Genomic DNA, 23,850 nt, shown 5'->3' on the forward strand with positions numbered 1-23,850 from the left:
ACCCCACCCCCGCCACCGCCCGTCCCGCGAACCCGTCGGCCACCACCGCGACCTGCGCGTCCTGCGCAGCGCCTACCGCTGGCAGCGGCGCACCGCCACGCTCACCGCACTGGGCTACTTCACCCTGTTCCTGGTCCTGTCCGCGTGCGCGCCCGGCGTCATGACGCGCACGGTCGCGGACGGCATCCCGGCCGGCCTGCTGCTCGCCCTCCTCCAACTCCCCGTCACCTGGCTCGCGATCGCCCTGTACGAGCACACCGCGCGCCAGCACGTCGATCCGCTCGCGGACCGCATCCGCGCGGAGGCCGCACTGGACGCACGGCGCGGAGCGACCCGATGACCGGCGCCGCCCCCTCCCCCGCCGTCTGGGGCTTCACCGGATTCAGCGGCCGGGCCCAGGAGATGTCCCTGGTCGCCTTCTCCACCGTCGCCACGGTAACCCTGCTGCTGTGCGTGATGACCGGCCCCGACCGCGACGACCTCGACGAGTTCTACACCGGGTACGGCTCCCTGTCCCCGCTGCGCAACGGCCTCGCCATCGCGGGCGACTACATCTCCGCGGCCACCGTCCTCGGCACCGGCGGCGTGATCGCCCTGTGCGGCTACGACGGGGTCGTCCTCGCCCTCAGTACGGCGCTGTCGCTGATGCTGCTGATGTTCCTGCTGGCCGAACCCCTGCGCAACGCGGGCCGGTTCACCATGGGCGACGCACTCGCCCGCCGGCTGCCGGGCCGCTGTGTGCGCATCACGGCCTGCGCGGTGACGATCGCCGCGCTGCTGCCGCTGATGCTGGTCCAACTCGCCGGAACCGGGCAGCTGATGGCGTTCATCCTGGGCTTCTCCAGCGAGTCGCTGCAGACGGGATGCGTCGTGGGACTCGGCACGCTGATGATCGCCTACGCCGCGATCGGCGGCATGAAGGGCACCGCCCTCATCCAGATCCTGAAGATCGTGATGCTGGTCGGCTCGGGCGCCGCCGTCGCCGTACTGATCCTGCACCGCTTCGACTGGGACCCCGGCGCCCTGTTCTCCGCCGCCGCCCGGCAGAGCGGGGCCGGACCGGCCTTCCTGCACTCCGGGCTACAGTTCGGCACCGGGACGAGATCCCGCCTCGACATGATCGCCTCCGAGCTGACCGTGGTGCTCGGTGGCGCCTGCCTGCCGCACGTCACCATGCGCACGTACACCGCCTCCAGCGCCCGCCAGGTGCGCCGTTCGATGTCCTGGGCGGTGTCGATCGTCGCCCTGTTCGTCCTGGTCATCACGGTCGTGGGCGTCGGCGCCACCGCGCTGGTCGGCCGTACGGTGATCGCCGGGGCCGATCCGCAGGGCAACACCGCGTATCTGCTGGGCTCCCGGGCCGCGTTCGGCGCGGACGTGTCGACCACGGAGACCTTCCTGTTCACCATGGTCACCACCGCGATCTTCCTGACCCTGCTCGCCTCGGTGGCCGGGATGATCCTCGCCTGCGCCAACTCCCTGGCCCACGACGTCTTCGCCGCACGCGTGCAGGAGATGCCGGCCCGGCGCGAGATGGCCCTCGCGCGCGTGTCGGCGCTCGCCATAGGCGTACCGACGATCCTGCTCGCCACCCTGGTGCAGCACTACAGCCTCCAGCCCCTGGTGACGCTCTCCTTCTGCCTGGGCGCCTCGGCCATCGCGCCCGCCCTGGTCTACGGCCTCTTCTGGCGCCGCTACACCCGCGGCGGGCTGCTGGCCACGCTGATCGGAGGCACGCTGACCGTGCTGCTGCTCATGCCGGGCACCAATCTGGTCTCCGGCTCGCCCCTGTCCGCGTTCCCGCACGCCGACTTCAACTGGTTCCCGTTCACCACCACCGGCATCGTCTCCATCCCGGCCGGCTTCCTCTTCGGCTGGCTCGGCACGCTGGCCTCCGGCCGCGCGAAGGCGGAGCAACAGCGGCGCCAGTACGAGGCGGTGGAGGGGTGGATCCTGGCGGGGGCAGTGCGCAGGGGGAGTTGAGGGGGACGGCGCGCGGCCGGGGCGGGGTAGCGCGGGGCCGGGGGGGGGCCAGGGGCGGCGGAGCCGGGGGCTATTCCAGGGCCGCTCGGCCCCTGAGCGAGATCAGGCTGCTGCGGACGTTGTCCATCTGCGCCCGTACGTCGTCCCAGGTCTCACTGTGCTCGCGCAGCATCTGTTCCGTCTCATGGGCGATGCACTCCTCGCGCACGCGCGCGTCGGCGATGATCTCGACGGCGCGCAGGCGTGCCTCGTCCTGGCTGCGGCGCGCTGCCTCCTCGGCCTCCCCGAGGGCCTGCTTGGCCTCGGACAGCGCGGCCTCGGCGCGGCTCATGCGTTCAGCGTCGCGGGCGTCCAGCACGGCGACCTGCTCGGCCTCCTCGCGCTCGGCCTCGGCCCACCGCTCGGCGTGCTCCCGGGACTGCTCGGCGAGCATGGCGGTGGTGCGCTGCCGGGCCTCGCGCCACACCGCGAGCGCCTCCGCGCGCCTTTCCTTCACTTCGCGCCGGGCGCCGATGCGCAGGCCGTCGGCCTCGGCGCGCGCGGCGAGGAGGCACTGGCGGGCGTGTTCGTCGGCTTCAGCGCCGAGCGCGTCCGCGGCTTCCTGCGCCTCCCGGCGTACGCTCTCGGCGCACGCCTCAGCTTGCGCGACCTGCTCACGCGCTTCGCGCCGCGTGCGCTCGGGGAGATCCACCCCCTCCTCCATCGCGAGCTGGAACAGGCGCCGTGCGGGCTCCCCCAATTCCTCGTACTCCTGTGGCGCGAGCTGGGCGACGACCTCACGCATCCGCGCGGCCTCCGCCTCCATCTCCCGGGCGAGCACGGTCAGCCGCGCGGCGCGTTCCCACGCGGCGTCCCGGTCGGACGACAGTGCCCGCATGCGGGCATCCACCTGATCGGGGCGGTAGCCGCGCCCCCGGACGGTCACGAAGTCGTACAGCGGCATCGATGCACTGCTCACGCTGGGACCCCTCTCCACCGGATATTCACGACAAACGCGACGGGATGATTTCGCGCACATCTTGATGGATCGGGCGTAAGTGTTCATAACGCGACACTCCGCAGTCACGTCACGCTCGAATTCCGCTGGGAGCGGATGGGAGCGGACGCGAACAGCGCCGGGCGCAGGCCCGGCAAGCCATCGGGTTCACCGGAACGCCGAAAGCCCCGCCGTCGAACGCGGCAGGGCTTCCGGTGGGAATGCGTGTTCAGGCGGGTGAGGACGTCACAGCAGTCCGTCCCACATCTGCTCCAGCAGGACCGACCACCAGCTCTCCGGCGAACCGAGCGCCGCCGGGTCCAGCGCTGCCAGCTGCGCCTGGAAATCGACGGTCCAGCGGCCCGCCTGCTCCTGGTTCAGCCCGTACCTGAGCCGCCACATCCGGCCCAGCAGCGCCAGGCAGCGCGCGAACTCCGGCAGCCCGGTGTTCACGAACTGCGGCGGCACCGGAGCACCGCCCGGCCCCGCCTCCACGGGAACGGCCACGATGTTCGCCGTGCCGTACTGCACACAGATCGCCTTGCCGAAGTCGGTGCCCATCACGAGGTACGAGCCCGCGTCCGCCGCCGGCTGCACCCCGCGCTCGGCCGCCAGCTCCGCCAGCGTCGGCACCGGACGGCCCGGCTGGGCCTGCGCCCAGAAGAACGGTCCCAGGTCCATCGGCAGACCGGCCACGACCAGCGTGTGCGCCACGACCGGCGGCACGCCCTGCCGGGACACCGCCTGCTGCTCGAACCGGAAGATCCCCGGCCCGAACACCGCCGCCAGCTCCTGCCCGATCCCCTCCGGCGGGACCGGCGGCACGGGGTGCACCTGCGACAGCGGCGCCCGCACCGGCGCCGGCCGCGCGGGCCCGTCCGCCACCTGGTGCAACTCGCCCTGGTGCGCCAGCAACTGCTGCATCCCCTGCTGCCGGCTCGCGTGGTCCGTGCCGTACGGCGCGATGCTCGCGATCCGCGCCTGCGGCCACTGCTCCCGGATCATCCGTGCGCAGTAGGCGCCCGGCAGCTCGCACGACTCCAGCTCCGTGTGCAGCTCCAGCACCTGGTCCGGCGGCACGTTCATCGACCGGAGCTCATGGAAGATCTGCCACTCCGGGTGCGGCGTGCCCGGCGCCGACCGCCGGATCAGCTGCTGCTCCGAACCGTCCTGCGCGCGGTAGCGCAGCACGGCCTGATAGCCGGGGCCGACCGTCGGCTGCCCCTGCGGCGGATACCCGTACGCCGGCTGCCCCGGAGCGGGCCCGCCCGGCGGCATCGGCTGCGGAGCGCCCGGCGGCATACCGGGGGCGCCCGGGGCACCGAGTGCGCCCGGGGCGGGCGGCGGCGGAGGCACGCCCGGACCCGCCACCGGCGGCGCGGCCAGCATGGTCTCCGCGTGGTGCACGGCACCCCGGCCGCCACCGGACGTGCCAGGACCCGCGGGAGCGCCCGGAGGCTGCGGCACGCCGGGTGCACCGGGAGCCCCAGGGGCGCCCGGAGGCTGCGGCACGCCCGGCACAGGGGGCATGCCCGGAGCGCCCGGAGCTGCCGGAGCGCCCGGGGCGGGAGGCATACCCGGGGCGCCCGGTCCCATCTGCGCGCCCGGCGCACCCGGAACGCCCGGCGCACCCGGAACGCCCGGGGCGCCCGGAGGCTGCGGCGCGCCCCCGCCCAACTGGCTGGGATCGGCCAGCACCGTGGCCGCGTGGTGCACGTTGCCCGGAGGCGCGGCAGGCGGGTGGGGGGCGCCCGGAGGCTGCGGCGCGCCCGGCGCCTGGACCCCTCCCGCACCCCCCGGAGCGGCCGGCGCACCCGGCCCGTCAAGGCCTTCCGGCCCGAGCGACGACACAAGCTGCGTCGGCACATACGCACCCCCGGACGCATCCGGCGCGGGCGGAGGCACCGCACTCCCGGGGCGTGCGCCTGGCGCACCAGGGGCACCCGGCGGCGGAGGCGGCGCACCCGCTCCGCCGCGCGCCTTCTTCGGCGGCGGCGCGGCCTTGCTCGTCGCGGCATCCGCGATGTCCCCGGCGTTCGGCGCGAGCCGCCGCCCGGACGTGTCCGGGTCGGCCGGAACCTGGGGCGCGTTCGGCGCACCGGCCGGCGCCTGCGGGTAGCCGTAACCCGGAGCACCCTGCGGATAGCCGTACGGAGCGGCGCCCGGAGACGGAGGCGGGGGCGTGCTGCCCTGCGGAGCACCCGGCGCGACAGGAGCCGCGGGGGGCGGGAGCGGGGTGCCGGGCGCAGGCGGGTAGACGGGTGCGCCCGGCGCGGGCGTGCCGGGAGCGCCGGGTGCCTGCGGATAGCCGTACGGAGCGGCGCCCGGAGACGGAGGCGGGGGCGTGCTGCCCTGCGGAACGCCCGGCGCGACAGGAGCGGCGGGCGCCCCGGGTGCACCGGGCGAGCCCGGCGCGTGCGCGATGCCAGGCACGGCCGGCGCACCACCAGCAGCGGGTGGGCCACCTTGCACGCCCGGCGTGTAGGAAGGGTCGAGCGCCGGCGCGACCGCTGTGGGCGGCAGCTGGCTGCCCCCCGACATCAGCGCCGTCTTCGCCTCCGGCGTGGATGCCGGCGGCCGGGGAACCTCGTCGGAGTCGCTCAGCGGAGGCGCGAACACCGTCGCGGGCAACGGCACGGAACGATCGTCCTCACCGGAGCCCGCGTTCGTGTCGGTACCGGTCCACGGGGTGGCACCCACCGGAACATCAGCCGGAGGAACGGCGCCAGGACGCGCGTGCCCAGGAACGGGCGCCCCAGACGAGCCGGATGCGCCGGGCGCACCCACCGGCACCCCGGCCTGCGTCTCCGCAAGCCCCCCAGCACCGGCCGAAGCCCCGGCACCCGCACCCACACCGGGACCAGGACCGGCGCCAGAACTCACGCCCCCACCAGAAGACACACCCCCGGCCCCCGCACCGGACGCCTCCCCCGGCCCCCGCTCCCCGATACCCAGCTTGTCCGCCGCCTCCTGCAACCACTGGGGCGGAGTCAGCAGGAACGACGTCTGGTTCAGGTCGACACGGGCGGGCGCGGGCGCCGCAGCCACGTCCTGCGAGCCGTCCGGGCGGCCGTACTCCTCCTCGAAGCGGCGGATCACCTCGCCCACCGGCAGCGCGGGCCACAGCGTCGCCTCCCCGCTGTCCCGGGCGATGACGAGCCGCTGCCCGCCCGCGTCCGAACGCGGGCCCTCCGCCCGGTCCTCGCCCCACACCACGAAACCCAGCTCGAACTCCCGCACCCGCACCTCACGATGCTGGTACACGGGCACGTCGCCGTTGATCCACTCCTCGGCGCGCTCCTGCGCCTGTGCGTAAGTCACCATCGCCTGAAGTTCACTCCCCCACCGGACCGGACGGCGCCGCACCGGCGGACGCCGGGACGACATGGGCGAAACCGCCATCGACCATCAGGTTCGCCACCGTCTCCAACTCCGGCGGACTGCCGGCCAGCCGGGACAGGAAGACATCGAAGTCGTCACCGCACGGCAGCAGCAGACGCTCCACCCGCTCGGCCGGCGACCACGAGGGATCCACGTCCCGCACGTCGTCGTACGCGCAGAACCACACCGACCCCAGCCGCTCGCCCTTCACCTTCACCGCGAGCAGACCGCCCTGCACGAACGCGACGCTCAGGAAGTCCTTCGTCAGATGGTCGCGCAGACACTTGTTGACGTAGACGAGGTCGTTGACCGCAGCCTCGTCCCGCACCGTGAAGAAGGGCTGGTCCACCAGCAGACCCAGCTCGGCGACCAGCGCCGTACCCACCGGCGCACAACCGCCCGCCGCCTTCAGGAAGGAGCGGTACGCGCCCGGAAGCCGGTAGCCGAGATCCTCCTCGACCCCCTGCACCTGCGTCTCCGTCACCGCCACACCCGACTTCGGCAGCCCGAAGTGCGCAGGCCGCGTCTCCTGCAACGGCCGCGTCCCCCGCTTGAAATGGTCCACCGGCGCCGTCGCCACACCACCGTGATGCCGCAGCAACGCCTTCACCTCGACCGGAACCAGCTCCAGCCGCCGCGAACCGGCCACGTGATGCCACGTCCAGCCGTGCGGCGTCGCCACATCCGGCACCGTGTCCCACAACTCGTGCCCGTCCGCCGCCAGCGCCGCGTTCGCGGACACGTAGTCCGTCAGCCGCAACTCGTCGACCCCGAACCCGTCCGGCGGCTCGGCGATCTCCACCGCCACGCGCGCGTACGCAGAGAAATCCGGGTACCCGCGCTCATCGACCCGTACCCCTCTCGGGTGACGCGCCGCCCGGACCGGATCCGGGAAGTGCACGACCTGCCCGGCGTAGGCCGCGTTCGGCGGCGCGGCTTGTCCCCCAGCCTGGCCGCTGGGCGGTGCCCCCAGCCCGAGCCGACCTGTCGTCATGGCGGTTGCCCCCTGCGGCGTTCTCTCTGGCCTGAACGGCGGTGTCGATCGCGGATGCCGACAGCCTATGCGGTACACGCACCCCGGTCACCGGCCCACCGCATCCCCGGGGAAACCACCCCTCCGCTTCCGTGACCAGCCGTCACCCCTCCGTGACGATCCCCCCCGACCGTGGCGTGTCGCACCGCCCCAGCTTCCGCACCAGCCACGGCATTTGGCACCCTGTGTCCTTCGGGGGGATGCCCGGGGAGGGGAAAACGACCATGAATACCTTGCGGACCGGAGGTACGGACGTGCGGGCCGGCGACCCTCGCATCGGCTGGAGCGGCCCCGACACACCCCCCGCGCCCACCCTGCGCCAGCGCCGCGACGGCATCCTGCCCACCGTCGCCGCCGCCCTCTCCGTCCGCGGCGCCACCCTCACCGGCACCGCCGCCCGCGGCGACCAGCCACCCGCCCTGCACCCTCTCGTCCAGGACTTCCTCGACACCCTCACCAGCGCTCAGCGCGACCGCTTCACCGGCCGCTGCGCCGAAACCATCCTCATCTCCCGGCACCTCACCGCAGCCGACGCCACCCGCAGCAAACGCGCCGCCCGCAAACCCATGACCAACGGCGAAGCCCGCAAAGCCCTCAAACAGGCCAAACTCACCGCCCGCCGCATACGCGAGGACGGCGACCCCCTCCACGGCAGCTTCGCCGCCCCCTGCCGCGCCTGCACCGCCCTCAGCGCCCACTTCGGCGTCCGCATCGTCGACCCCACGGCAACCGACGGCTGACCACCACCGTCAACCCCAGTACCACCCGCCAGCACGACGAACGACGATCGAAGGGCCGATGCACCCCGACCGCGCCACCGCCCCCCAGCTCCCCCACCCCACCGAGCAGGGGGCACCCGCACCACGCTTCCCCGTCCCGGTCGACGCCGCCCTGCGCGCCGCCGGCTGGCAGCCCGGACGCTGGGACATAAAACAGGCGGAGATCTGGGCCGACGCCCTGCGCGAACACAGCTCACCCGCCGGACACCGGCACACCGTCTTCCCCGCCGCCGTCGAGGCCTGGGCCGAATTCGGCGGGCTGCACATCGCCCCCGGCGGCCCCGGCCGCCAGATCGCCCCCGCCACCCTTCACCTCGACCCCCTGCACGGCCGCCACCTCGCCCGCACCCTCGGCGACCTCGGCCGCGCCCTCGGCACCGAACTGTGCCCCCTCGGCGAGGAGACCGACACCGCCGCCGCCCTCGCCATCGACGCCGAAGGCCGCGTCTACACCCTCGACCACACCGGCGACTGGTACGTCGGCCCCGACATCGACCACGCCCTCGCCACCCTCATCACCGGCATCGAACCCGTACGCCTCACAGCGGGCTGAACCGGACCGCTACGCCGCCGGAATCACCGCCGACACCCGGAAACCCCCCGCATCCGTCGGCCCCGACACGAACACCCCGCCCAGCGCCACGACCCGCTCCCGCATGCCCACCAGACCGTTCCCACCCGACGGCAGCCCCGCCGCCGACGCGAACCCCGGCTCCGGCGGCGGCTCGTTCTCCACCTGCATCGCGATCTCCGAGACCCGGTGCGCCAACCGCACGTGCGTCTTCGCCCCCGCCGCGTGCTTGTGGACGTTCGTCAGCGCCTCCTGCACCACCCGGTACGCCGTCCGCTCGATCTGCCCCGCATACGAGCGCGCCTCCCCCACCACCGACAGCTCCACGACCATCCCCGCCGCCGCCGACTGCCCGATCAACTCGTCCAGCTCCGACAGACAGGGCCCGTCCTCCGCCACCGCCCGGGAAGCCGCCGCCGCGACCGCCTCCCGCACCGCCGCCAACGGCACCTCCGCGGCCCGCCGGCCCACGTCCTCCCCGGCCCGCAACACCCCGAGCATCTCCCGCAACTCGGTCAGCGCCTGCCGCCCCATGTCCCCCACGAGCGCCGCGTTCCTGACGGCCTTCTCCGGATCCTTCCGCGCCACCGCCTGCAAGGCAGCGGCATGCACCACCATCAGACTCACCCGATGCGCGACCACGTCGTGCATCTCCCGCGCGATCCGCGTCCGCTCCTCGTTGCGCGCCCACTCGGCCCGCTCCTCCGCCCGCTCCGCGAGCAACTGAAGCTCCCGCTCCAACGAGTCCGCCCGCTCCCGCAAGCTCTCCATCAACCGCCGCCGCGCCCCCACGTACAGCCCGAACAGCAACGGCGGAGCTGTCAGCCCCAACGACGTCGCCACCGCGGCGAACGGCACGAACCAGTCACCCAGCGTCAGATCCCCGCGCGCCATGCTCTGCCGCACCCGCACGAACGTCACGATCATCGTGCCCAGCAACGACATCCCCGCGAGCGCACCGATGATCCGCCGCGGCAGCTCGCACGACGCCAGCGTGTACAGGCCGACGATGCCCATCAGGAAGCCCATCTCGGCCGGTGTGATCGCGATGGCGACCAGCACGACGGCGATCGGCCACTTGCGCCGCACCAACAGCACCGAACCGGCGATCACGCCGAACAGGACTCCCAGCGCCACCGGGATCCCCGCGTCCCGGGCGAACGGAACGCCCTCCGCCCCGCACTCCATGGCTGACACGAGCGCGAGACTCCCGTCGAGCACCGCACTACGCCACCTGGCCCACCACCAGGGACCGGTCAGGCCCCTGGCGTGCTCTTCCCCCGTCATGGTCATGCATCCAGCCTACGGGCGACCGGTCCGCGTTTTCCGGCGACTTTCACCACCCACGACACGCCACACTCCGTAACCGGATGATGTCGAAATCAACCAATATCCCTCGAACTGGTGAACCGCTCCGTTCACCCCCGGAACGCACATTCCGCCTGGACGGTATGCGTATGACACATGCACCTGGCACATACGCCGACTTCGAGGAGCTGCGGGAGCGGGCGGTCGCGCTGCGACTCCAGGGATGGACGTACGACCAGATCCAGGTCGAGCCGGGCTGCTCGAAGAGTTCGATCTCCCTGTGGGTTCGGGATCTGCCGAGGCCGGAGCGCAAGCGGAGCCCCGAGGAAGCGGCGGCCATCGCACGCAAGGGCCGGGAGGGGAAGCTCCGCATCCGGGACGAGGAGCGTCAAAGCGCGAAAGAAGACGCCAAGACGGCCATCGGCAACCTCTCCGGTCGCGAACTGTTCCTGTTGGGCGTGGGTCCCTATCGGGCCGAGGGCGGCAAGGACAAGCCCTACGCCCGCCGCGAGAACGTCGCCTTCGGTTCAGCGTGATGATCCACGAGACTGCGGACGTCGTGGTCGCCGAGCGCCACTGGGCGGACCTGGTCGGCGCCACCCCCTCCACCTTCGACAAGACGACCCTCAAAAAGCACAACCCCAAGACGGTTCGCATGAACACCGGCGACAACCACCGGGGCTGTCTCGTGATCAAAGTCCTGAAGGGTGCCGACTCGTACCGTCGCATCGAGGGGTCTTGGTACGGCATAGTGGAGGCCGCGCGCGAAGCCGATCAATCGATTCGGGCAAAGCGCGCAATCCATCCCGGATCGTCTAAGGGCAGGACAAACGGTTTTGGTCCGTTGAATGAGGGTTCGAATCCTTCTCCGGGAGCCACAGCACACAAATCAAGGTTCGGGTCCTGACCGGTGACAGCACCGTCGGGGCCCGCTCTCATGTCCGCCGAAACTCCCCCCGGTATCCTGCGGCTGTCATCCCCATCCAGAGCCGAAGGGCAACCCCGTGAGCGCCATTCGCCCGGCCGCCGTCGTCGTTCTCGCAGCGGGTGAGGGCACCCGTATGAAGTCGGCCACACCCAAGGTCCTCCACCAGATCTGCGGCCGTTCCCTGGTCGGCCATGTGCTGGCCGCCGCCCGTGAGTTGGACCCGCAGAACCTCGTCGTCGTCGTGGGCCACGCCCGCGAGCAGGTCGCCGCCCATCTCGCCGAGATCGACCCGGGCACCAGGACCGCCGTGCAGGCCGAGCAGAACGGGACCGGGCACGCCGTACGGATGGGGCTGGAGGCGCTGGGCGGGGCCGTGGACGGGACCGTCGTGGTCGTGTGCGGGGACACCCCCCTGCTGACCGGCGGGACGCTCACGCGGCTGGCCGCCGCCCACCGCGCCGACGGCAACGCCGTGACCGTGCTGACCGCCGAGGTCCCGGACGCGACCGGGTACGGCCGGATCGTGCGGGACGAGGCGTCGGGTGTCGTCACCGCGATCGTGGAGCACAAGGACGCGAGCGAGGCCCAGCGGGCGATCCGGGAGATCAACAGCGGGGTGTTCGCGTTCGACGGGCAGCTGCTGGCGGACGCGCTGAAGAAGGTGCGGACGGACAACAGCCAGGGTGAGGAGTACCTCACGGACGTGCTCGGGATCCTGCGGGAGGCGGGGCACCGGGTCGGCGCCTCCGTGGCCGGTGACCACCGGGAGATCGCCGGGATCAACAACCGGGTGCAGCTCGCCGAGGCGCGGCGGATTCTCAACGACCGGCTGCTGACCGCCGCGATGCTGGACGGGGTGACGGTCGTCGACCCGGCCACCACCTGGGTGGACGCGACCGTGACGTTCGAGCGGGATGCCGTCGTGCACCCGGGGACGCAGCTCACGGGTGACACGCATCTCGGCGAGGGGGCCGAGGTCGGGCCGAACAGCCGGCTCAAGGACACGCGGGTGGGTGCCGGGGCACGGGTGGACAACACGGTGTCCGACGGGGCCGAGGTGGGCCCGGGGGCGTCCGTGGGGCCGTACGCGTATCTGCGGCCGGGGACCCGGCTGGGCGCGAAGGGCAAGATCGGGACGTACGTCGAGACGAAGAACGCCACGATCGGGGAGGGCACGAAGGTGCCTCATCTCTCGTACGTCGGTGACGCGACGATCGGTGAGTACACGAACATCGGGGCGGCGAGCGTGTTCGTGAACTACGACGGTCAGGACAAGCACCACACGACGGTCGGGTCGCATTGCCGGACGGGTTCGGACAACATGTTTGTGGCTCCTGTCACGGTCGGGGACGGCGCCTACACCGCGGCGGGGTCGGTGATCACCAAGGATGTGCCGCCCGGTTCGCTGGCCGTGGCCCGTGGCCAGCAGCGGAATATCGAGGGCTGGGTGGCCCGGAAGCGTCCGGGGAGCGCGGCGGCGAAGGCGGCCGAGGCGGCGTCCCGGGAGGGCGAGAGCGAGGACTGACCGGAAACGTGTGCGCCAAACACGGCGTACCGTGATAAGTGCACATCCGCACGCGTGCACCCGCACCCTTACCAGCTGATACGGCCTCTCACGCCCAGCCGAGAGGTCGCCGAGCAGCCGGCTGGCTGAGACAACCTCTGAGGAGACTGTGCTGTGACCGGGATCAAGACGACCGGCGAGAAGAAGATGATGTTCTTCTCCGGCCGCGCCCACCCCGAGCTTGCCGAGGAGATCGCCCACCAGCTGGGTATCGGGGTCGTCCCGACGAAGGCCTTCGACTTCGCCAACGGCGAGATCTACGTCCGGTACCAGGAGTCGGCGCGTGGTGCGGATTGCTTCGTGATCCAGAGCCACACGGCTCCGATCAACCAGTGGATCATGGAGCAGTTGATCATGATCGACGCGCTGAAGCGCGCGTCGGCGCGCTCCATCACGGTCATTGTGCCGTTCTACGGTTACGCGCGGCAGGACAAGAAGCACCGGGGTCGTGAACCGATTTCGGCGCGCCTGGTCGCGGACCTGATGAAGACGGCGGGTGCCGACCGGATTCTGACCGTGGACCTGCACACCGACCAGATCCAGGGCTTCTTCGACGGGCCTGTCGACCACCTGTTCGCGCTGCCGCTGTTGGCCGACTACGTGGGCGACAAGGTGGACCGGGACAAGCTGACGGTCGTGTCGCCGGACGCGGGCCGGGTGCGGGTGGCGGATCGCTGGTGCGACCGGCTCGGTGCGCCGCTGGCCATCGTGCACAAGCGGCGTGACAAGGACGTCGCGAACCAGGTGACCGTGCACGAGGTCGTGGGCGAGGTCAAGGGCCGGGTGTGTGTCCTGGTCGACGACATGATCGACACCGGTGGCACCATCTGCGCGGCTGCTGACGCGCTGTTCGCGCACGGCGCGGAGGACGTCATCGTCACCGCCACGCACGGTGTGCTCTCCGGTCCGGCGGCGGACCGGCTGAAGAACTCGCGGGTGAGCGAGTTCGTGTTCACGAACACGCTGCCGACGCCGGGCGAGCTGTCGGTGGATCTGGACAAGATCAAGGTGCTGTCGATCGCTCCGACGATCGCGAGCGCGGTGCGTGAGGTCTTCGAGGACGGTTCGGTGACGAGCCTCTTCGACGAGCAGTGAGGTTTCTGCAGCCCCCTGGCTGAAGATCCTTTTGAGTGCGGCCTCCCCCTCCGAGTAGACTGTCGAAGTTGCTCGGCGAGGGAGGCCGTTCTCCGTTTTCTGACGGGGTCACGGCTGTCCGTTATCGACGCGCTCTTCGTAGCAGGCCGTTCGTGGCCGGGTGACCCCGTCCGTATCTACCTCTACGAGGAGTGATCAGCATGTCCGAGGTGAAGCTCACCGCCGAGACCCGCACCGAGTTCGGCAAGGGTGCCGCCCGTCGCGTCCGCCGTGACAACAAGGTCCCGGGTGTCCTGTACGGCCACGGCACCGAGCCGCTGCACCTGACCCTGCCGGGCCACGAGCTGCTGCTGGCGCTGCGCACGCCGAACGTCCTGATCTCCCTGGACATCGACGGCAAGGCCAACGAGCTGGCGATCCCGAAGTCCGTGCAGCGCGACCCGCTGAAGGGTCACCTGGAGCACGTCGACCTGCTGCTGGTCAAGCGTGGCGAGAAGGTCACGGTCGAGATCCCGGTGCACACCGAGGGCGAGCTGGCCGCCGGCGGCAACCTGCTGGAGCACGTCCTGAACGCGCTGCCGGTCGAGGCCGAGGCCACGCACATCCCCGAGGCCGTCACCGTCTCCGTCCAGGGCCTGGAGGCCGGTGCCTCCGTCCTCGCCAAGGACATCACCCTGCCGGCCGGCGTGACCCTGGCCGTCGAGGAGGACGCTGTCGTGCTGCAGGTCCTGGCCGCGCAGGCCGAGGAGACCGAGGGCGAGACCGCCGAGGGCGAAGAGGTTGCCGAGGCCTGAGCCTCTGGCTGTACGCTCCAGCCGCTGCTTCCCTGGAGGGAGCAGCGGCTGTTGCACGTGTGAGGAGAGATGGACGTGACCACCCCTGCCAGCGACGCCTGGCTCGTCGTCGGGCTCGGCAATCCCGGGCCGGAGTACGCCATGAACCGGCACAACGTCGGGTTCATGGTGGTGGATCTGCTCGCGGAGCGGATCGGGGGGAAGTTCAAGCGGGCGGGCAAGGCGCAGGCGCAGGTGCTGGAGGGGCGGATCGGTCCGGCCGGTCCGGCGAGCCGCCGGGTGGTGCTGGCGAAGCCGACGTCGTACATGAACCTGTCCGGCGGTCCGGTGAACGCGCTGAAGGACTTCTACAAGGTGCCGCTGGCGAATGTCGTGGCCGTGCACGACGAGCTGGACATCGACTACGGCGTGCTGCGGCTGAAGCTGGGCGGCGGTGACAACGGGCACAACGGTCTGAAGTCGATGTCGAAGGCGATGGGTCCGGACTATCACCGGGTGCGGTTCGGGATCGGGCGACCGCCGGGACGGATGCAGGTGGCGGACTTCGTGCTGAAGGACTTCTCGTCGGCGGAGCGCAAGGAGCTGGACTACTTCGTGGACCGTGCGGCGGACTCGGTGGAGTGTCTGCTGGCGGAGGGTCTGGAGCGGGCGCAGAGCGCGTACAACTCCTGACATGTACTTCTAGGGCGGACACGCGAGTTGACCCGCTGTGCGGGTATGGCCAATGATCCCGGCCATGCCTGCCACAGCCAGCACCGCACGTGCCCGTCAGGCGTCCGTGACCGCTCTGCGGTTCGGGCGGGTAGCGACGATGGGCGCCCTCGCCGCGCTGATCCTCTTCGCGGGGGTGTGGGGTTCCTGGGGGACCGCGCAGCACGTGATGCTGGACAAGGGGCGCGAACAGGGCACGGTCAGGGTGACGTCCTGCACGGGTGACATCTGCGCCGGGCCGTTCACGCCGACGTCGGCGGGGGCGCGGGCACGTGCGCGCGTGGAGCTGGCGGAGTCGGTCGCGGTGCGCAAGGGGCAGACGTACGACGTCGTCCTGAAGCCGGGTACGGCGGACGCGGTGCGGTCGGGGCCGGCCGGGATCCTGTACGCCTGGCTGCCGCTCGGCGGGGCGCTGCTGCTGGCCGCGGTCGTGGTCGCGGGCGGGATGCGGCTGACCCGGGTGGCGTGGGTGCTGGGGCTGTCCGGCGTGGGTCTGCTGACGGCGGCGTTCGCGGCCGTGCAGTGACGTGCCGGCATGACGGTGCCCCCGGGGTCGTACGACCCCGGGGGCACCGTCTGTCCGGGCTGGTCAGCCGGTGTTGCGCAGGCCCGCCGCCACGCCGTTGACGGTCAGCAGCAGCGCACGGGCGAGCAGCGGGTCGGCCTCGGCGCCGGCCGCCGCCGCGTCGCGCTGACGCTTGAGCAGGGTGACCTGGAGGTAGGAGATCGGGTCCAGGTAGGCGTCGCGGATGGTGAAGGTCTGCCTCAACGCGGGCTCGGCGTCGAGGAGTTCGGTCTCACCGGTGATCCGCAGGAGTTCGCGGACGGTCAGCTCGTGCTCGGCCCTGATGGCGTCGAAGACGTGCTTCAGCTCGTCGGGGACGAGGGTGTCGACGTAGTGCTGGGCGATGCGCAGGTCGGTCTTCGCGAGGGTCATCTCGACGTTGGAGACGAAGTTGCGGAAGAAGTGCCACTGCTCGTGCATCTCGTCGAGCACGGTGTCGAGGCCGGCCTCGCGCAGGGCCTTGAGGCCGGAGCCGACGCCGTACCAGCCGGGGACGATCTGCCGGGACTGGGTCCAGCCGAACACCCACGGGATGGCGCGCAGGCCGTCCAGGCCGGCGCCGGAGTCGGGACGGCGGGAGGGCCGGGAGCCGAGGTGGAGGTCGGCGAGCTGGTCGACCGGGGTGGAGGCGAAGAAGTACGCCGGCAGGTCGGGGTCCTCGACCAGCTTCCGGTAGGCGGCGTGGGCGGCGTCCGAGACGACGTCCATGGCGGCGTCCCAGCGGGCGAGTGCCTCGTCGGACTGGCGGGGGGCCGTGTGCAGGGCGGAGGCCTGGAGGGTGGCCGCGACCGTCAGTTCCAGGTTCTCCCGGGCGAGGGAGGGGATGAGGTACTTGTCGGAGATGACCTCGCCCTGCTCGGTGACCTTGATCTCGCCCTCCAGGGTGCCCCAGGGCTGGGCGAGGATCGCGTCGTGGGAGGGGCCGCCGCCGCGGCCGACGGTGCCGCCGCGGCCGTGGAAGAGCCGCAGCCGCACCCCGTACCGGTGCGCCACGTCACGCAGTCGGCGCTGGGCGCGGTGGATCTCCCACTGGCTGGTCGTGATGCCGCCGAACTTGGAGGAGTCGGAGTAGCCGAGCATGACCTCCTGGACGTCGCCGCGCAGCGCGACCAGGCGCCGGTAGGACGGGTCGGAGAGCATGTCCTCGAGGATGGTGTCGGCGGCGCGCAGCTCGTCGGTGGTCTCCAGCAGCGGCACGATGCCGATCTTGGCCCAGCCGGCGTGCAGGTCGATCAATCCGGCCTCGCGGGCGAGGACGGCGGCGGCGAAGACGTCGTCGGCGCCCTGGCACATGGAGATGATGTAGGACTCGATGACCTCGGGGCCGAAGATCTCCAGGGCCTTCTTGACGGTCTCGAAGACGCCGAGGGTCTTGGCGCCGGCCACGTCGACGGGCGCGGGGGTGGGGGCCAGCGGCCTGCGCGACCTGAGTTCCTTGGCGAGGAGCTTGGCGCGGTACTCGCGGGGCATGTCGGCGTAGCGCCAGGACTCCTCGCCGAGGCGGTCGAAGAGCTGGCCGAGGGCGTGGTGGTGGGCGTCGGCGTGTTCACGGACGTCCATGGTGGCGAGCTGGAGGCCGAAGGCGGCCAGGGTGCGGATGACGCGGCCGAGCCGGCCGTCGGCGAGGAGGCCGCCCCGGTGCTCGCGCAGCGAGGTCTGGATGAGGCGCAGGTCGCTCAGCAGCTCGCTGGTGCCGAGGTAGTCGCGGCCGTCCTCGTGCGGGGTGCCCGTGGCGAGGCGGTGCTTGGTGTTCTCCAGCTTCTGCCGGACGCAGGTGGCCTTGAGCCGGTAGGGCTCCTCGGCGTTGAGGCGCTTGTAGCGGGGGCTGATCTCGGGCAGCCGCGCCAGGTCGGCGTCGAGGGAGGCGAGGAGCTCGTCGGTGGCGCCGGTGTAACGGATGGAGTTGGAGAGCAGGCCGCGCAGTTCGTCGACCATCTCCAGGGCGTCGTTGATGCCGTGCTCGTGCTGGAGGATGAGGACGTCCCAGGTGACCTGGGGGGTGACGTTGGGGTTGCCGTCGCGGTCGCCGCCGATCCAGGTGCCGAAGGTGAGGGGGCGGGTGTCGTCGGGCAGCTTCACGCCCACCCGCTCCAGCTCGGCCGTCAGGTCCTCCAGGACGTCACCCACCGCGTCGGAGTGCAGCTCGTCGAGGTAGTAGATGGCGTTGCGGGCCTCGTCGGCGGGCTCGGGCCGTACGACGCGCAGCTCGTCCGTCTGCCACACCAGGTCGATGTTCTCGGCGAGGCGGACGTCGTGGCGGCGGCGGTCGGAGTCGAGGACGGGGGTGTCCAGGAGCGCGGCGATGCGCCGGAGCTTGTTGAGGACGGACCGGCGGGCGGCCTCGGTGGGGTGGGCGGTGAAGACCGGGCGGACATTGAGGTTCTGGACGGTCTGCCGCAGATGCTCGGGGTCGGCGTCCTTGAGCCGGTCGGCGGTGCGGGCGAGGAGGCCGCCCTCGGCGGCGCGCCGGGCGCGCAGCTCGCGGCCGCGGTGCACCTGCTCGGTGACGTTGGCGAGGTGGAAGTAGGTGGAGAAGGCGCGGACCAGCTTGGCCGCGGTCTGCAGTTCGGTGCCCCGCAGCAGCTCGGCGGCGGCCTCGCCGTCCTCGCGGGTGAGTCGGCGGACCTTCTCGACCAGTTCGAGGAGCTCGGCGCCTTCCTGCCGTACGAGGGTCTCGCCCAGGAGATCACCCAGGCGGCGGATGTCGGCGCGCAGCTCGCTGCCGGTCGTGGTGGTCTGGTCGTCGGCACTGCTCACAGGTGCGGCTCCTTGCAGTGTTGAAGCTCGTCTGGGAGGGAACCCGTCCGCCTGCCACGCGGCGGGCGCCGCATACGGGCCGGAGCGTCCGGGAAGGAAACTTCAGCGGACCGCGCTGTCCGACCGAGTTCAAGGATAGGTGTCCATGCGGACGCGCAGACTCCCGGGCTCTTGCCGCCGCGCGACACGCTGCCATACTTACGACGCCGTAGGTTACGGAACCGTAGGGAAGTACCGTCGACTTCCGCCCGGTCCCGGCGGCCCGGCGATCTGCCCCGACCCTCGACCCCACAGGGGACGCGCATGACCTCGAGTTCCGATGTGATCGACGAAGCCCGCAAGGCCACCGACACCTCCACCTCCCCCGCCACGCTGGGCGGCGAGCAGAAGCGTTCGATCGAGCAGATCACGCTGCTCCTGTTCATCGTCGTGCCGTTCCTGGCACTGGTGGCGGCCGTGCCGCTGGCCTGGGGCTGGGGGGTGAGCTGGCTCGATCTGGGCCTGCTGGTCTTCTTCTACTTCCTGGGGTGCCACGGCATCACGATCGGTTTCCACCGGTACTTCACCCATGGTTCGTTCAAGGCCAAGCGGCCGCTCAGGATCGCGCTGGCGATCATGGGGTCGCTGGCCGTCGAGGGCCCCCTGGTGCGCTGGGTGGCCGATCACCGCAGGCACCACAAGTTCTCGGACGCCGAGGGCGACCCGCATTCGCCGTGGCGGTTCGGGGAGACGGTCCCGGCGCTGATGAAGGGCCTGTGGTGGGCCCATATCGCCTGGATGTTCGACGAAGAGCAGACCTCGCAGGAAAAGTACGCGCCGGACCTGGTCAAGGACCCGGCCATCCGGGCGATCTCGCGCCAGTTCGTGATGTGGACGGCGGTGTCCCTGGCGCTGCCGCCGCTGATCGGCGGGCTGGCGACGATGTCCTGGTGGGGCGCGTTCACCGGTTTCTTCTGGGGTTCACTCGTCCGGGTCGCGTTGCTGCACCATGTGACGTGGTCGATCAACTCGATCTGTCACGCGGTGGGCAAGCGGCCGTTCAAGTCGCGCGACCGTTCGGGCAACGTGTGGTGGCTGGCGGTCCTGTCCTGCGGTGAGTCCTGGCACAACCTGCACCACGCCGACCAGACCTCGGCGCGGCACGGGGTGATGCGCGGCCAAATCGACTCCTCGGCCCGTTTCATCCGGATCTTCGAGCTGCTCGGCTGGGCGTACGACGTGCGCTGGCCGTCACGCTCCCGTATCGATTCGCGCCGTATCTCCGCTGATGACGGCTCCCGGAGCCGGAAGGCAGGCGCCGAGGCGGCATGATTGACGCCGTGGCGACCGACTCCAGCAGCACCTCCGGCAACGACAAGCAGCGGCGGACCCGCCGGACCCGTATGACCGGCGCCGAGCGCCGCCAGCAGCTGCTGGAGATCGGTCGCACCCTGTTCGCGGCGAAGGGCTTCGAGGGCACGTCGGTGGAGGAGATCGCGGCGAAGGCCGGGGTGTCCAAGCCGGTGGTGTACGAGCACTTCGGCGGCAAGGAGGGGCTGTACGCGGTGGTGGTCGACCGCGAGATGCGGCGCCTGCTGGACATGGTGACCGGCTCGCTGACCGCCGGGCACCCCCGCGAACTGTGCGAGCAGGCGGCGTTCGCCCTGCTCGACTACATCGAGGAGTACACGGACGGTTTCCGCATCCTGGTCCGCGACTCCCCCATCCCCCAGTCCACGGGCTCCTTCGCCTCGCTGATCTCGGACATCGCCACGCAGGTGGAGGACATCCTGGGCCGCGAGTTCAAGTCCCGCGGCTTCGACCCGAAGCTCGCCCCGCTGTACGCGCAGGCGCTGGTCGGCATGGTCGCCCTGACCGGCCAGTGGTGGCTGGACGTACGCCGCCCGAAGAAGGCGGAGGTCGCGGCGCATCTGGTGAACCTGGCGTGGCACGGGCTGGACGGTCTGGAGCAGAAGCCGCGGTTGATAGGGCACCGGAAGAGCTGAGCGAGACCATCGCCCTCACCGACCAGGTCTTGCGGCCGCGCTCCTCGGCTCGCCGCAGGCGACCGGGGCTCGAAAGGCCGTGCCCCACGGGATCTGCTTCGAACCGCACGCACGTGATCCGCGTCCTCGTCACTCACCCCGGCCGGACGGCCTGACCGGCTCCAGGAACTCCAGCCGGTTGCCCACCGGATCCTCCGAGTAGAAGCGCAGATGGCCCGGGAGGTCGTCGTCCCAGGTCACCGGGGCGCCGAGGGAGGCGAGCCGGGCCGCGTACGCCTCGATCCGCTGGACCCGCAGCCCGGGATGCGCCTTCTTCGCCGGCCGGAAGTGATTCTCGATGCCGAGGTGGAGCTGGACGGGCCCCGCCGCGAACCAGCAGCCGCCGCGCGCTGCCAGGGCCGGCGGCTTGGGGACCTCCGCCATGCCGAGGACGTCGGCGTAGTACGCCCGCAGCGCGTCCTCCGATCCGGGCGGGGCCGCCAGTTGCACATGATCGACCGCGACCAGCATCCTCAGGCCTCCTTCACGGCGACGGCGAACAGCCGGCGGAACGGCAGGACCGTGCCGTACGGCGCGCTCGGGTAGGCCGCCCGCAGCAGGTCCCGGTACTCGGCGACGAACGCGTCCCGCGCCTCGGGATCGTCGGCGAGCACGGTCAGGGCGGGCCGCAGGCCGGTGCCCTTCACCCAGTCCAGGACCGGGTCCTCGCCCCGAAGGACGTGGAAGTACGTCGTCTGCCAGACGTCGGCCGCGCAGCCGAGGCGGGCGAGGCGGTCCAGATAGACGCCGGGGGCGTGTACGGAGTCGGTGCGGCGCAGGACGTCGGCGAGGCGGGCCTTCCAGCGGGGCGTGCCGGCGAGGTCGCGCATCAGGGCGTGCAGCGGGGCGTCGACGTTGTCGGGCACCTGGAAGGCGAAGGTGCCGCCGGGGCGCAGGCCCGCGACGAGGTCGGCGAACCGGTCGGCGTGGCCCGGCACCCACTGCAGGGTCGCGTTGGAGACGATCAGGTCGTACGGCTCCCCGGGCGTCCAGGTGCGCACGTCGGCATGGGCGAAGTCCAGCCGGCCACCCCCGGCCGTGGGGCCCTCGTGGCCGGTGCGGGCCGCGTCGAGCATCTCCGGCGAGTTGTCGTACCCGGTGACGTGCGCGCCCGGCCAGCGTGCGGTGAGCAGGACGGTGACGTTGCCGGGCCCACAGCCGAGGTCGGCGATGCGCGGCGCCGCCGCGGGGAGGGCGGGGACGCGGGCGAGGAGGTCGGCGAAGGGACGGGCCCGGTGACCGGCGTGCCGCAGGTACTGCTCGGGATCCCAGACGGGGTTGGTCGTGGAGTTCGTCATGCCTCCACTCTCCCCTTGCGTATATCTTGATGTCAAGAGACTCGATATCAAGAGACTTCATGTCGACACAACCACTACACTGATCTCCATGGAGGACGAGGTCGATCGGCTGGTCGCAGCGTGGCGCCGGGAGCGCCCGGACCTCGACGTGGAGCCACTGGAAGTGCTCAGCCGGGTGAGCAGGCTGGCCCGGCACCTGGACCGCGCACGCCGGCTCGCCTTTTCCGAGCACCAGCTGGAGCCCTGGGAGTTCGACGTCCTGACCGCACTCCGGCGCGCGGGCACGCCGTATCAGCTCTCCCCCGGCCAGTTGCTGACGCAGACGCTGGTCACGTCGGGCACGATGACCAACCGGATCGACCGGCTGGCCAAGAAGGGCCTGGTGGAGCGGCTGCCCGATCCGAGCGACCGCAGGGGTGTGCTGGTGCGCCTGACCGACACCGGCCGGGACCGCGCCGACCAGGCGCTCGCGGGTCTGCTGGAGCAGGAGCGGGCGATCCTCGCCGAGCTGTCCCGCGCCCAGCGTGCGGAACTCGCCGGGCTGCTACGCCAGTTGACCGCCCCGTTCGACAACATCCCCGGCTAGGTCGGCCGGTCCCACGCCCGCGCGCCGGGCGAGCGCCACGGCGGCCAGCGTGGAGTGGACGCCCAGCTTGCCGAGGACGTTCTGCATATGGGTGCGCACGGTGTGCGGGGAGAGGAACAGCCGCTCGGCGACGGCCTTGCGGCCGAGGCCTGCGACCATGCAGCGCAGCACCTCCCGCTCCCTGGGCGTGAGGGACTCCACCAGCCGCTCGCTCTCGGTACGGTGCCGACGCGCGGCCGTCAGCTCCTTCAGGACGCCGGTGAGCAGCGCGGGCGGCAGATGCGTCTCGTCGCGCAGCACTCCCCGGATCACCGTCAGCAGCCGGGACAGCGAGCAGTCCTTGGCGACCCAGCCCGAGGCGCCGGCCTGCAGCGCGAGCGCCGCCCGACGGGGATCGTCCCGCTCGGCGAGCACGACGATCCGCACGGCGGGCTGTGCGGCCCGCACGCCGGTGACGAGCGAGATCCCGTCGACCAGTCCCTCCGCGTTGCCCTCCTGCACCGGCACGGCGGGCCGGCTGCCCGGCACGGTGCCGCCCAGGTCGGCGTCGACCAGCAGGACGTCGTAGCGGCGGCCCTCCCCGGCAGCGCGCTCCAGGCAGCGCAGCGCGGCGGGGCCGCTGCCCGCGGCCGAGACGTCGACGTCCGGCTCTGCGGCCAGGGCGGCGGCGAGCGACTCGGCGAAGATGCGGTGGTCGTCCACGACCAGGACTCGGATACGAACCACGTAACCCCCTTCCCCAGGCTCCGCGTGGAGCAGGGGATACCCAAGGTTTGGAAAGGCCCGGCCGTCGGCCGGCCCGGAAGACCGGGAAAACCCGGAGAACGACGAACCGCACGGGTACGACAGCCACGGAAAGAGCGCGCGCCGCGCGGCCGCCGCCGTCGCGGAGAACTGCTACCCCCACCGCGGGCGCCGTACCCGCATGCCTCGCCCCCTGATCAGCACCGGCCCCCACCGATGCTGCTCCTCAGAGTACGGATGCGAGCACGCAGCGGAAGGAGATTTACAGAACTGGCCGTCGGGCGCGTTTATCGTGTGCCGCATGTTTCGTATTGAGGCGAAAGTCGACAAGGCTCGACGCGATCTGCTCCGCTCACGCCTCCGCGACACCAACACGGCGGCGTCCCCGGTGCTGGCGGCCCTGCGCGGCACACCCGGCGAACGTGAAGTCCCCCTGCACGTCTGGGCCCTGGACGAGTACGGCGGCCTGGCGGGCGGCCTCGTCGGCCACACCTGGGCGACCTGGCTGCACATCACCTACCTGTGGGTCGACACCACCCACCGCGGCACGGGGCTGGGCTCGCACCTGCTGGCGAAGGCGGAGCACATCGCCGCCACCGCCCGCGCCTGCACCTCGGCCCGCCTGGAGACCTGGGACTTCCAGGCCCCGCGCTTCTACGAGAAGCAGGGCTACGAGGTGGTGTGCGTGATCCCCGACTATCCGCCGGGGATCACGGAGTACACGCTGACGAAGCTGCTGCAGTGACCTGCCCG

At 71.7% G+C, this 23,850-nt stretch carries 21 protein-coding genes, 1 tRNA gene and 1 pseudogene; 15 read left to right on the forward strand and 8 right to left on the reverse strand.

Annotation, left to right across the window (positions count from 1 at the left end):
- A partial coding sequence (locus ADK64_RS22970) for a DUF485 domain-containing protein (protein WP_053661739.1) occupies window positions 1-340 on the forward strand: 340 nt, incomplete at its 5' end.
- Window positions 337-1,983, forward strand: a complete 1,647-nt coding sequence (locus ADK64_RS22975) for a cation acetate symporter (protein ID WP_053661740.1) — start codon at window positions 337-339, stop codon at window positions 1,981-1,983. The genes ADK64_RS22970 and ADK64_RS22975, both read left to right, overlap by 4 nt.
- A 70-nt stretch (window positions 1,984-2,053) precedes the next feature.
- Here ADK64_RS22975 and ADK64_RS22980 read toward each other — a convergent pair whose 3' ends face one another.
- The 3 genes from ADK64_RS22980 to ADK64_RS22990 form a co-directional block, all read right to left on the reverse strand.
- Window positions 2,054-2,941 (reverse strand): cellulose-binding protein, encoded by an 888-nt coding sequence (locus ADK64_RS22980; protein WP_420713016.1) that lies wholly within the window; start codon window positions 2,939-2,941, stop codon window positions 2,054-2,056.
- Window positions 2,942-3,205: 264 nt separating this feature from the next.
- The gene (locus ADK64_RS22985) at window positions 3,206-6,283 is read right to left on the reverse strand and encodes an SUKH-4 family immunity protein (protein WP_053661742.1); all 3,078 of its coding nucleotides are present in this window, start codon (window positions 6,281-6,283) and stop codon (window positions 3,206-3,208) included.
- A gap of 10 nt (window positions 6,284-6,293) precedes the next feature.
- Window positions 6,294-7,334 (reverse strand): SMI1/KNR4 family protein, encoded by a 1,041-nt coding sequence (locus tag ADK64_RS22990; protein ID WP_063789940.1) that lies wholly within the window; start codon window positions 7,332-7,334, stop codon window positions 6,294-6,296.
- Window positions 7,335-7,597: 263 nt separating this feature from the next.
- On the opposite strand from ADK64_RS22990, the gene ADK64_RS22995 reads away from it, so the two are divergent.
- Together ADK64_RS22995 and ADK64_RS23000 are read left to right on the forward strand one after the other, a co-directional pair.
- Complete coding sequence (locus ADK64_RS22995) at window positions 7,598-8,113, forward strand: YwqJ-related putative deaminase (RefSeq protein WP_053661744.1); 516 nt, start codon at window positions 7,598-7,600, stop codon at window positions 8,111-8,113.
- Window positions 8,114-8,171: 58 nt separating this feature from the next.
- Entirely contained in the window at window positions 8,172-8,705 is a 534-nt protein-coding gene (locus ADK64_RS23000) for an SUKH-3 domain-containing protein (protein ID WP_078992794.1), read from the forward strand.
- A gap of 9 nt (window positions 8,706-8,714) precedes the next feature.
- Here the strand turns inward: ADK64_RS23000 and ADK64_RS23005 are convergent, their stop codons facing one another.
- The gene (locus ADK64_RS23005) at window positions 8,715-10,016 is read right to left on the reverse strand and encodes a sensor histidine kinase (RefSeq protein WP_053661745.1); all 1,302 of its coding nucleotides are present in this window, start codon (window positions 10,014-10,016) and stop codon (window positions 8,715-8,717) included.
- Window positions 10,017-10,093: 77 nt separating this feature from the next.
- Between ADK64_RS23005 and ADK64_RS43315 the strand changes: the two are divergent.
- From ADK64_RS43315 to ADK64_RS23040, 7 genes and pseudogenes are all read left to right on the forward strand, one after another.
- Window positions 10,094-10,818: pseudogene (locus ADK64_RS43315) on the forward strand (hypothetical protein); the annotation flags it as partial.
- Between the two features lie 17 nt (window positions 10,819-10,835).
- Window positions 10,836-10,909 (forward strand) — tRNA-Gln (locus tag ADK64_RS23015).
- Between the two features lie 126 nt (window positions 10,910-11,035).
- Window positions 11,036-12,484, forward strand: coding sequence for a bifunctional UDP-N-acetylglucosamine diphosphorylase/glucosamine-1-phosphate N-acetyltransferase GlmU (gene glmU / locus ADK64_RS23020; RefSeq protein WP_078992795.1), 1,449 nt, complete (start codon window positions 11,036-11,038; stop codon window positions 12,482-12,484).
- 153 nt (window positions 12,485-12,637) lie between these two features.
- Window positions 12,638-13,618, forward strand: a complete 981-nt coding sequence (locus ADK64_RS23025; protein WP_053661747.1) for a ribose-phosphate diphosphokinase — start codon at window positions 12,638-12,640, stop codon at window positions 13,616-13,618.
- Between the two features lie 200 nt (window positions 13,619-13,818).
- Complete coding sequence (locus tag ADK64_RS23030) at window positions 13,819-14,412, forward strand: 50S ribosomal protein L25/general stress protein Ctc (protein WP_053661748.1); 594 nt, start codon at window positions 13,819-13,821, stop codon at window positions 14,410-14,412.
- Between the two features lie 69 nt (window positions 14,413-14,481).
- Window positions 14,482-15,084 (forward strand): aminoacyl-tRNA hydrolase, encoded by a 603-nt coding sequence (gene pth, locus ADK64_RS23035; RefSeq protein WP_053661749.1) that lies wholly within the window; start codon window positions 14,482-14,484, stop codon window positions 15,082-15,084.
- Window positions 15,085-15,136: 52 nt separating this feature from the next.
- Window positions 15,137-15,649, forward strand: coding sequence for a hypothetical protein (locus ADK64_RS23040; RefSeq protein WP_199829696.1), 513 nt, complete (start codon window positions 15,137-15,139; stop codon window positions 15,647-15,649).
- 63 nt (window positions 15,650-15,712) lie between these two features.
- Here the strand turns inward: ADK64_RS23040 and ppc are convergent, their stop codons facing one another.
- Complete coding sequence (ppc, locus tag ADK64_RS23045; RefSeq protein ID WP_053661751.1) at window positions 15,713-18,445, reverse strand: phosphoenolpyruvate carboxylase; 2,733 nt, start codon at window positions 18,443-18,445, stop codon at window positions 15,713-15,715.
- Window positions 18,446-18,748: 303 nt separating this feature from the next.
- On the opposite strand from ppc, the gene ADK64_RS23050 reads away from it, so the two are divergent.
- A complete protein-coding gene (locus ADK64_RS23050; protein ID WP_053661752.1) occupies window positions 18,749-19,756 on the forward strand; it encodes an acyl-CoA desaturase in 1,008 nt (335 codons plus the stop codon).
- The gene (locus ADK64_RS23055) at window positions 19,753-20,430 is read left to right on the forward strand and encodes a TetR/AcrR family transcriptional regulator (protein WP_030751766.1); all 678 of its coding nucleotides are present in this window, start codon (window positions 19,753-19,755) and stop codon (window positions 20,428-20,430) included. The genes ADK64_RS23050 and ADK64_RS23055 overlap by 4 nt, the downstream gene beginning before the upstream one ends.
- 129 nt (window positions 20,431-20,559) lie before the next feature.
- On the opposite strand, the gene ADK64_RS23060 is transcribed toward ADK64_RS23055, so the two are convergent.
- Entirely contained in the window at window positions 20,560-20,940 is a 381-nt protein-coding gene (locus ADK64_RS23060; protein ID WP_053661753.1) for a VOC family protein, read from the reverse strand.
- Between the two features lie 2 nt (window positions 20,941-20,942).
- Entirely contained in the window at window positions 20,943-21,767 is an 825-nt protein-coding gene (locus tag ADK64_RS23065; protein WP_053661754.1) for a trans-aconitate 2-methyltransferase, read from the reverse strand.
- A gap of 88 nt (window positions 21,768-21,855) precedes the next feature.
- Between ADK64_RS23065 and tamR the strand changes: the two genes are divergently transcribed.
- On the forward strand, window positions 21,856-22,353 hold the full coding sequence (tamR, locus tag ADK64_RS23070) for a MarR family transcriptional regulator TamR (RefSeq protein WP_053661755.1): 498 nt from the start codon (window positions 21,856-21,858) through the stop codon (window positions 22,351-22,353).
- On the opposite strand, the gene ADK64_RS23075 is transcribed toward tamR, so the two are convergent.
- The gene (locus ADK64_RS23075; RefSeq protein ID WP_053661756.1) at window positions 22,312-23,079 is read right to left on the reverse strand and encodes a LuxR C-terminal-related transcriptional regulator; all 768 of its coding nucleotides are present in this window, start codon (window positions 23,077-23,079) and stop codon (window positions 22,312-22,314) included. The genes tamR and ADK64_RS23075 overlap by 42 nt on opposite strands.
- 319 nt (window positions 23,080-23,398) lie before the next feature.
- On the opposite strand from ADK64_RS23075, the gene ADK64_RS23080 reads away from it, so the two are divergent.
- Window positions 23,399-23,842: a GNAT family N-acetyltransferase gene (locus ADK64_RS23080; protein WP_053661801.1), complete on the forward strand. Its 444-nt coding sequence runs from the start codon at window positions 23,399-23,401 to the stop codon at window positions 23,840-23,842.
- The last annotated feature ends 8 nt before the right edge of the window (window positions 23,843-23,850 follow it).

It is taken from the genome of Streptomyces sp. MMG1121 (assembly GCF_001280015.1).
Lineage (GTDB): Bacteria > Actinomycetota > Actinomycetes > Streptomycetales > Streptomycetaceae > Streptomyces.

Bases quoted from the DNA above. Each gene is read 5' to 3' on its own strand.
- ADK64_RS22975 (WP_053661740.1), top strand. From the start codon at position 337: ATGACCGGCGCCGCCCCCTCCCCCGCCGTCTGGGGCTTCACCGGATTC.
- ADK64_RS22985 (WP_053661742.1), bottom strand. From the start codon at position 6,283: ATGGTGACTTACGCACAGGCGCAGGAGCGCGCCGAGGAGTGGATCAAC.
- ADK64_RS22990 (WP_063789940.1), bottom strand. From the start codon at position 7,334: ATGACGACAGGTCGGCTCGGGCTGGGGGCACCGCCCAGCGGCCAGGCT.
- ADK64_RS22995 (WP_053661744.1), top strand. From the start codon at position 7,598: ATGAATACCTTGCGGACCGGAGGTACGGACGTGCGGGCCGGCGACCCT.
- ADK64_RS23000 (WP_078992794.1), top strand. From the start codon at position 8,172: ATGCACCCCGACCGCGCCACCGCCCCCCAGCTCCCCCACCCCACCGAG.
- ADK64_RS23005 (WP_053661745.1), bottom strand. From the start codon at position 10,016: ATGACCATGACGGGGGAAGAGCACGCCAGGGGCCTGACCGGTCCCTGG.
- ADK64_RS23030 (WP_053661748.1), top strand. From the start codon at position 13,819: ATGTCCGAGGTGAAGCTCACCGCCGAGACCCGCACCGAGTTCGGCAAG.
- pth (WP_053661749.1), top strand. From the start codon at position 14,482: ATGGACGTGACCACCCCTGCCAGCGACGCCTGGCTCGTCGTCGGGCTC.
- ADK64_RS23040 (WP_199829696.1), top strand. From the start codon at position 15,137: ATGATCCCGGCCATGCCTGCCACAGCCAGCACCGCACGTGCCCGTCAG.
- ADK64_RS23050 (WP_053661752.1), top strand. From the start codon at position 18,749: ATGACCTCGAGTTCCGATGTGATCGACGAAGCCCGCAAGGCCACCGAC.
- ADK64_RS23055 (WP_030751766.1), top strand. From the start codon at position 19,753: ATGATTGACGCCGTGGCGACCGACTCCAGCAGCACCTCCGGCAACGAC.
- ADK64_RS23060 (WP_053661753.1), bottom strand. From the start codon at position 20,940: ATGCTGGTCGCGGTCGATCATGTGCAACTGGCGGCCCCGCCCGGATCG.
- ADK64_RS23065 (WP_053661754.1), bottom strand. From the start codon at position 21,767: ATGACGAACTCCACGACCAACCCCGTCTGGGATCCCGAGCAGTACCTG.
- tamR (WP_053661755.1), top strand. From the start codon at position 21,856: ATGGAGGACGAGGTCGATCGGCTGGTCGCAGCGTGGCGCCGGGAGCGC.
- ADK64_RS23080 (WP_053661801.1), top strand. From the start codon at position 23,399: ATGTTTCGTATTGAGGCGAAAGTCGACAAGGCTCGACGCGATCTGCTC.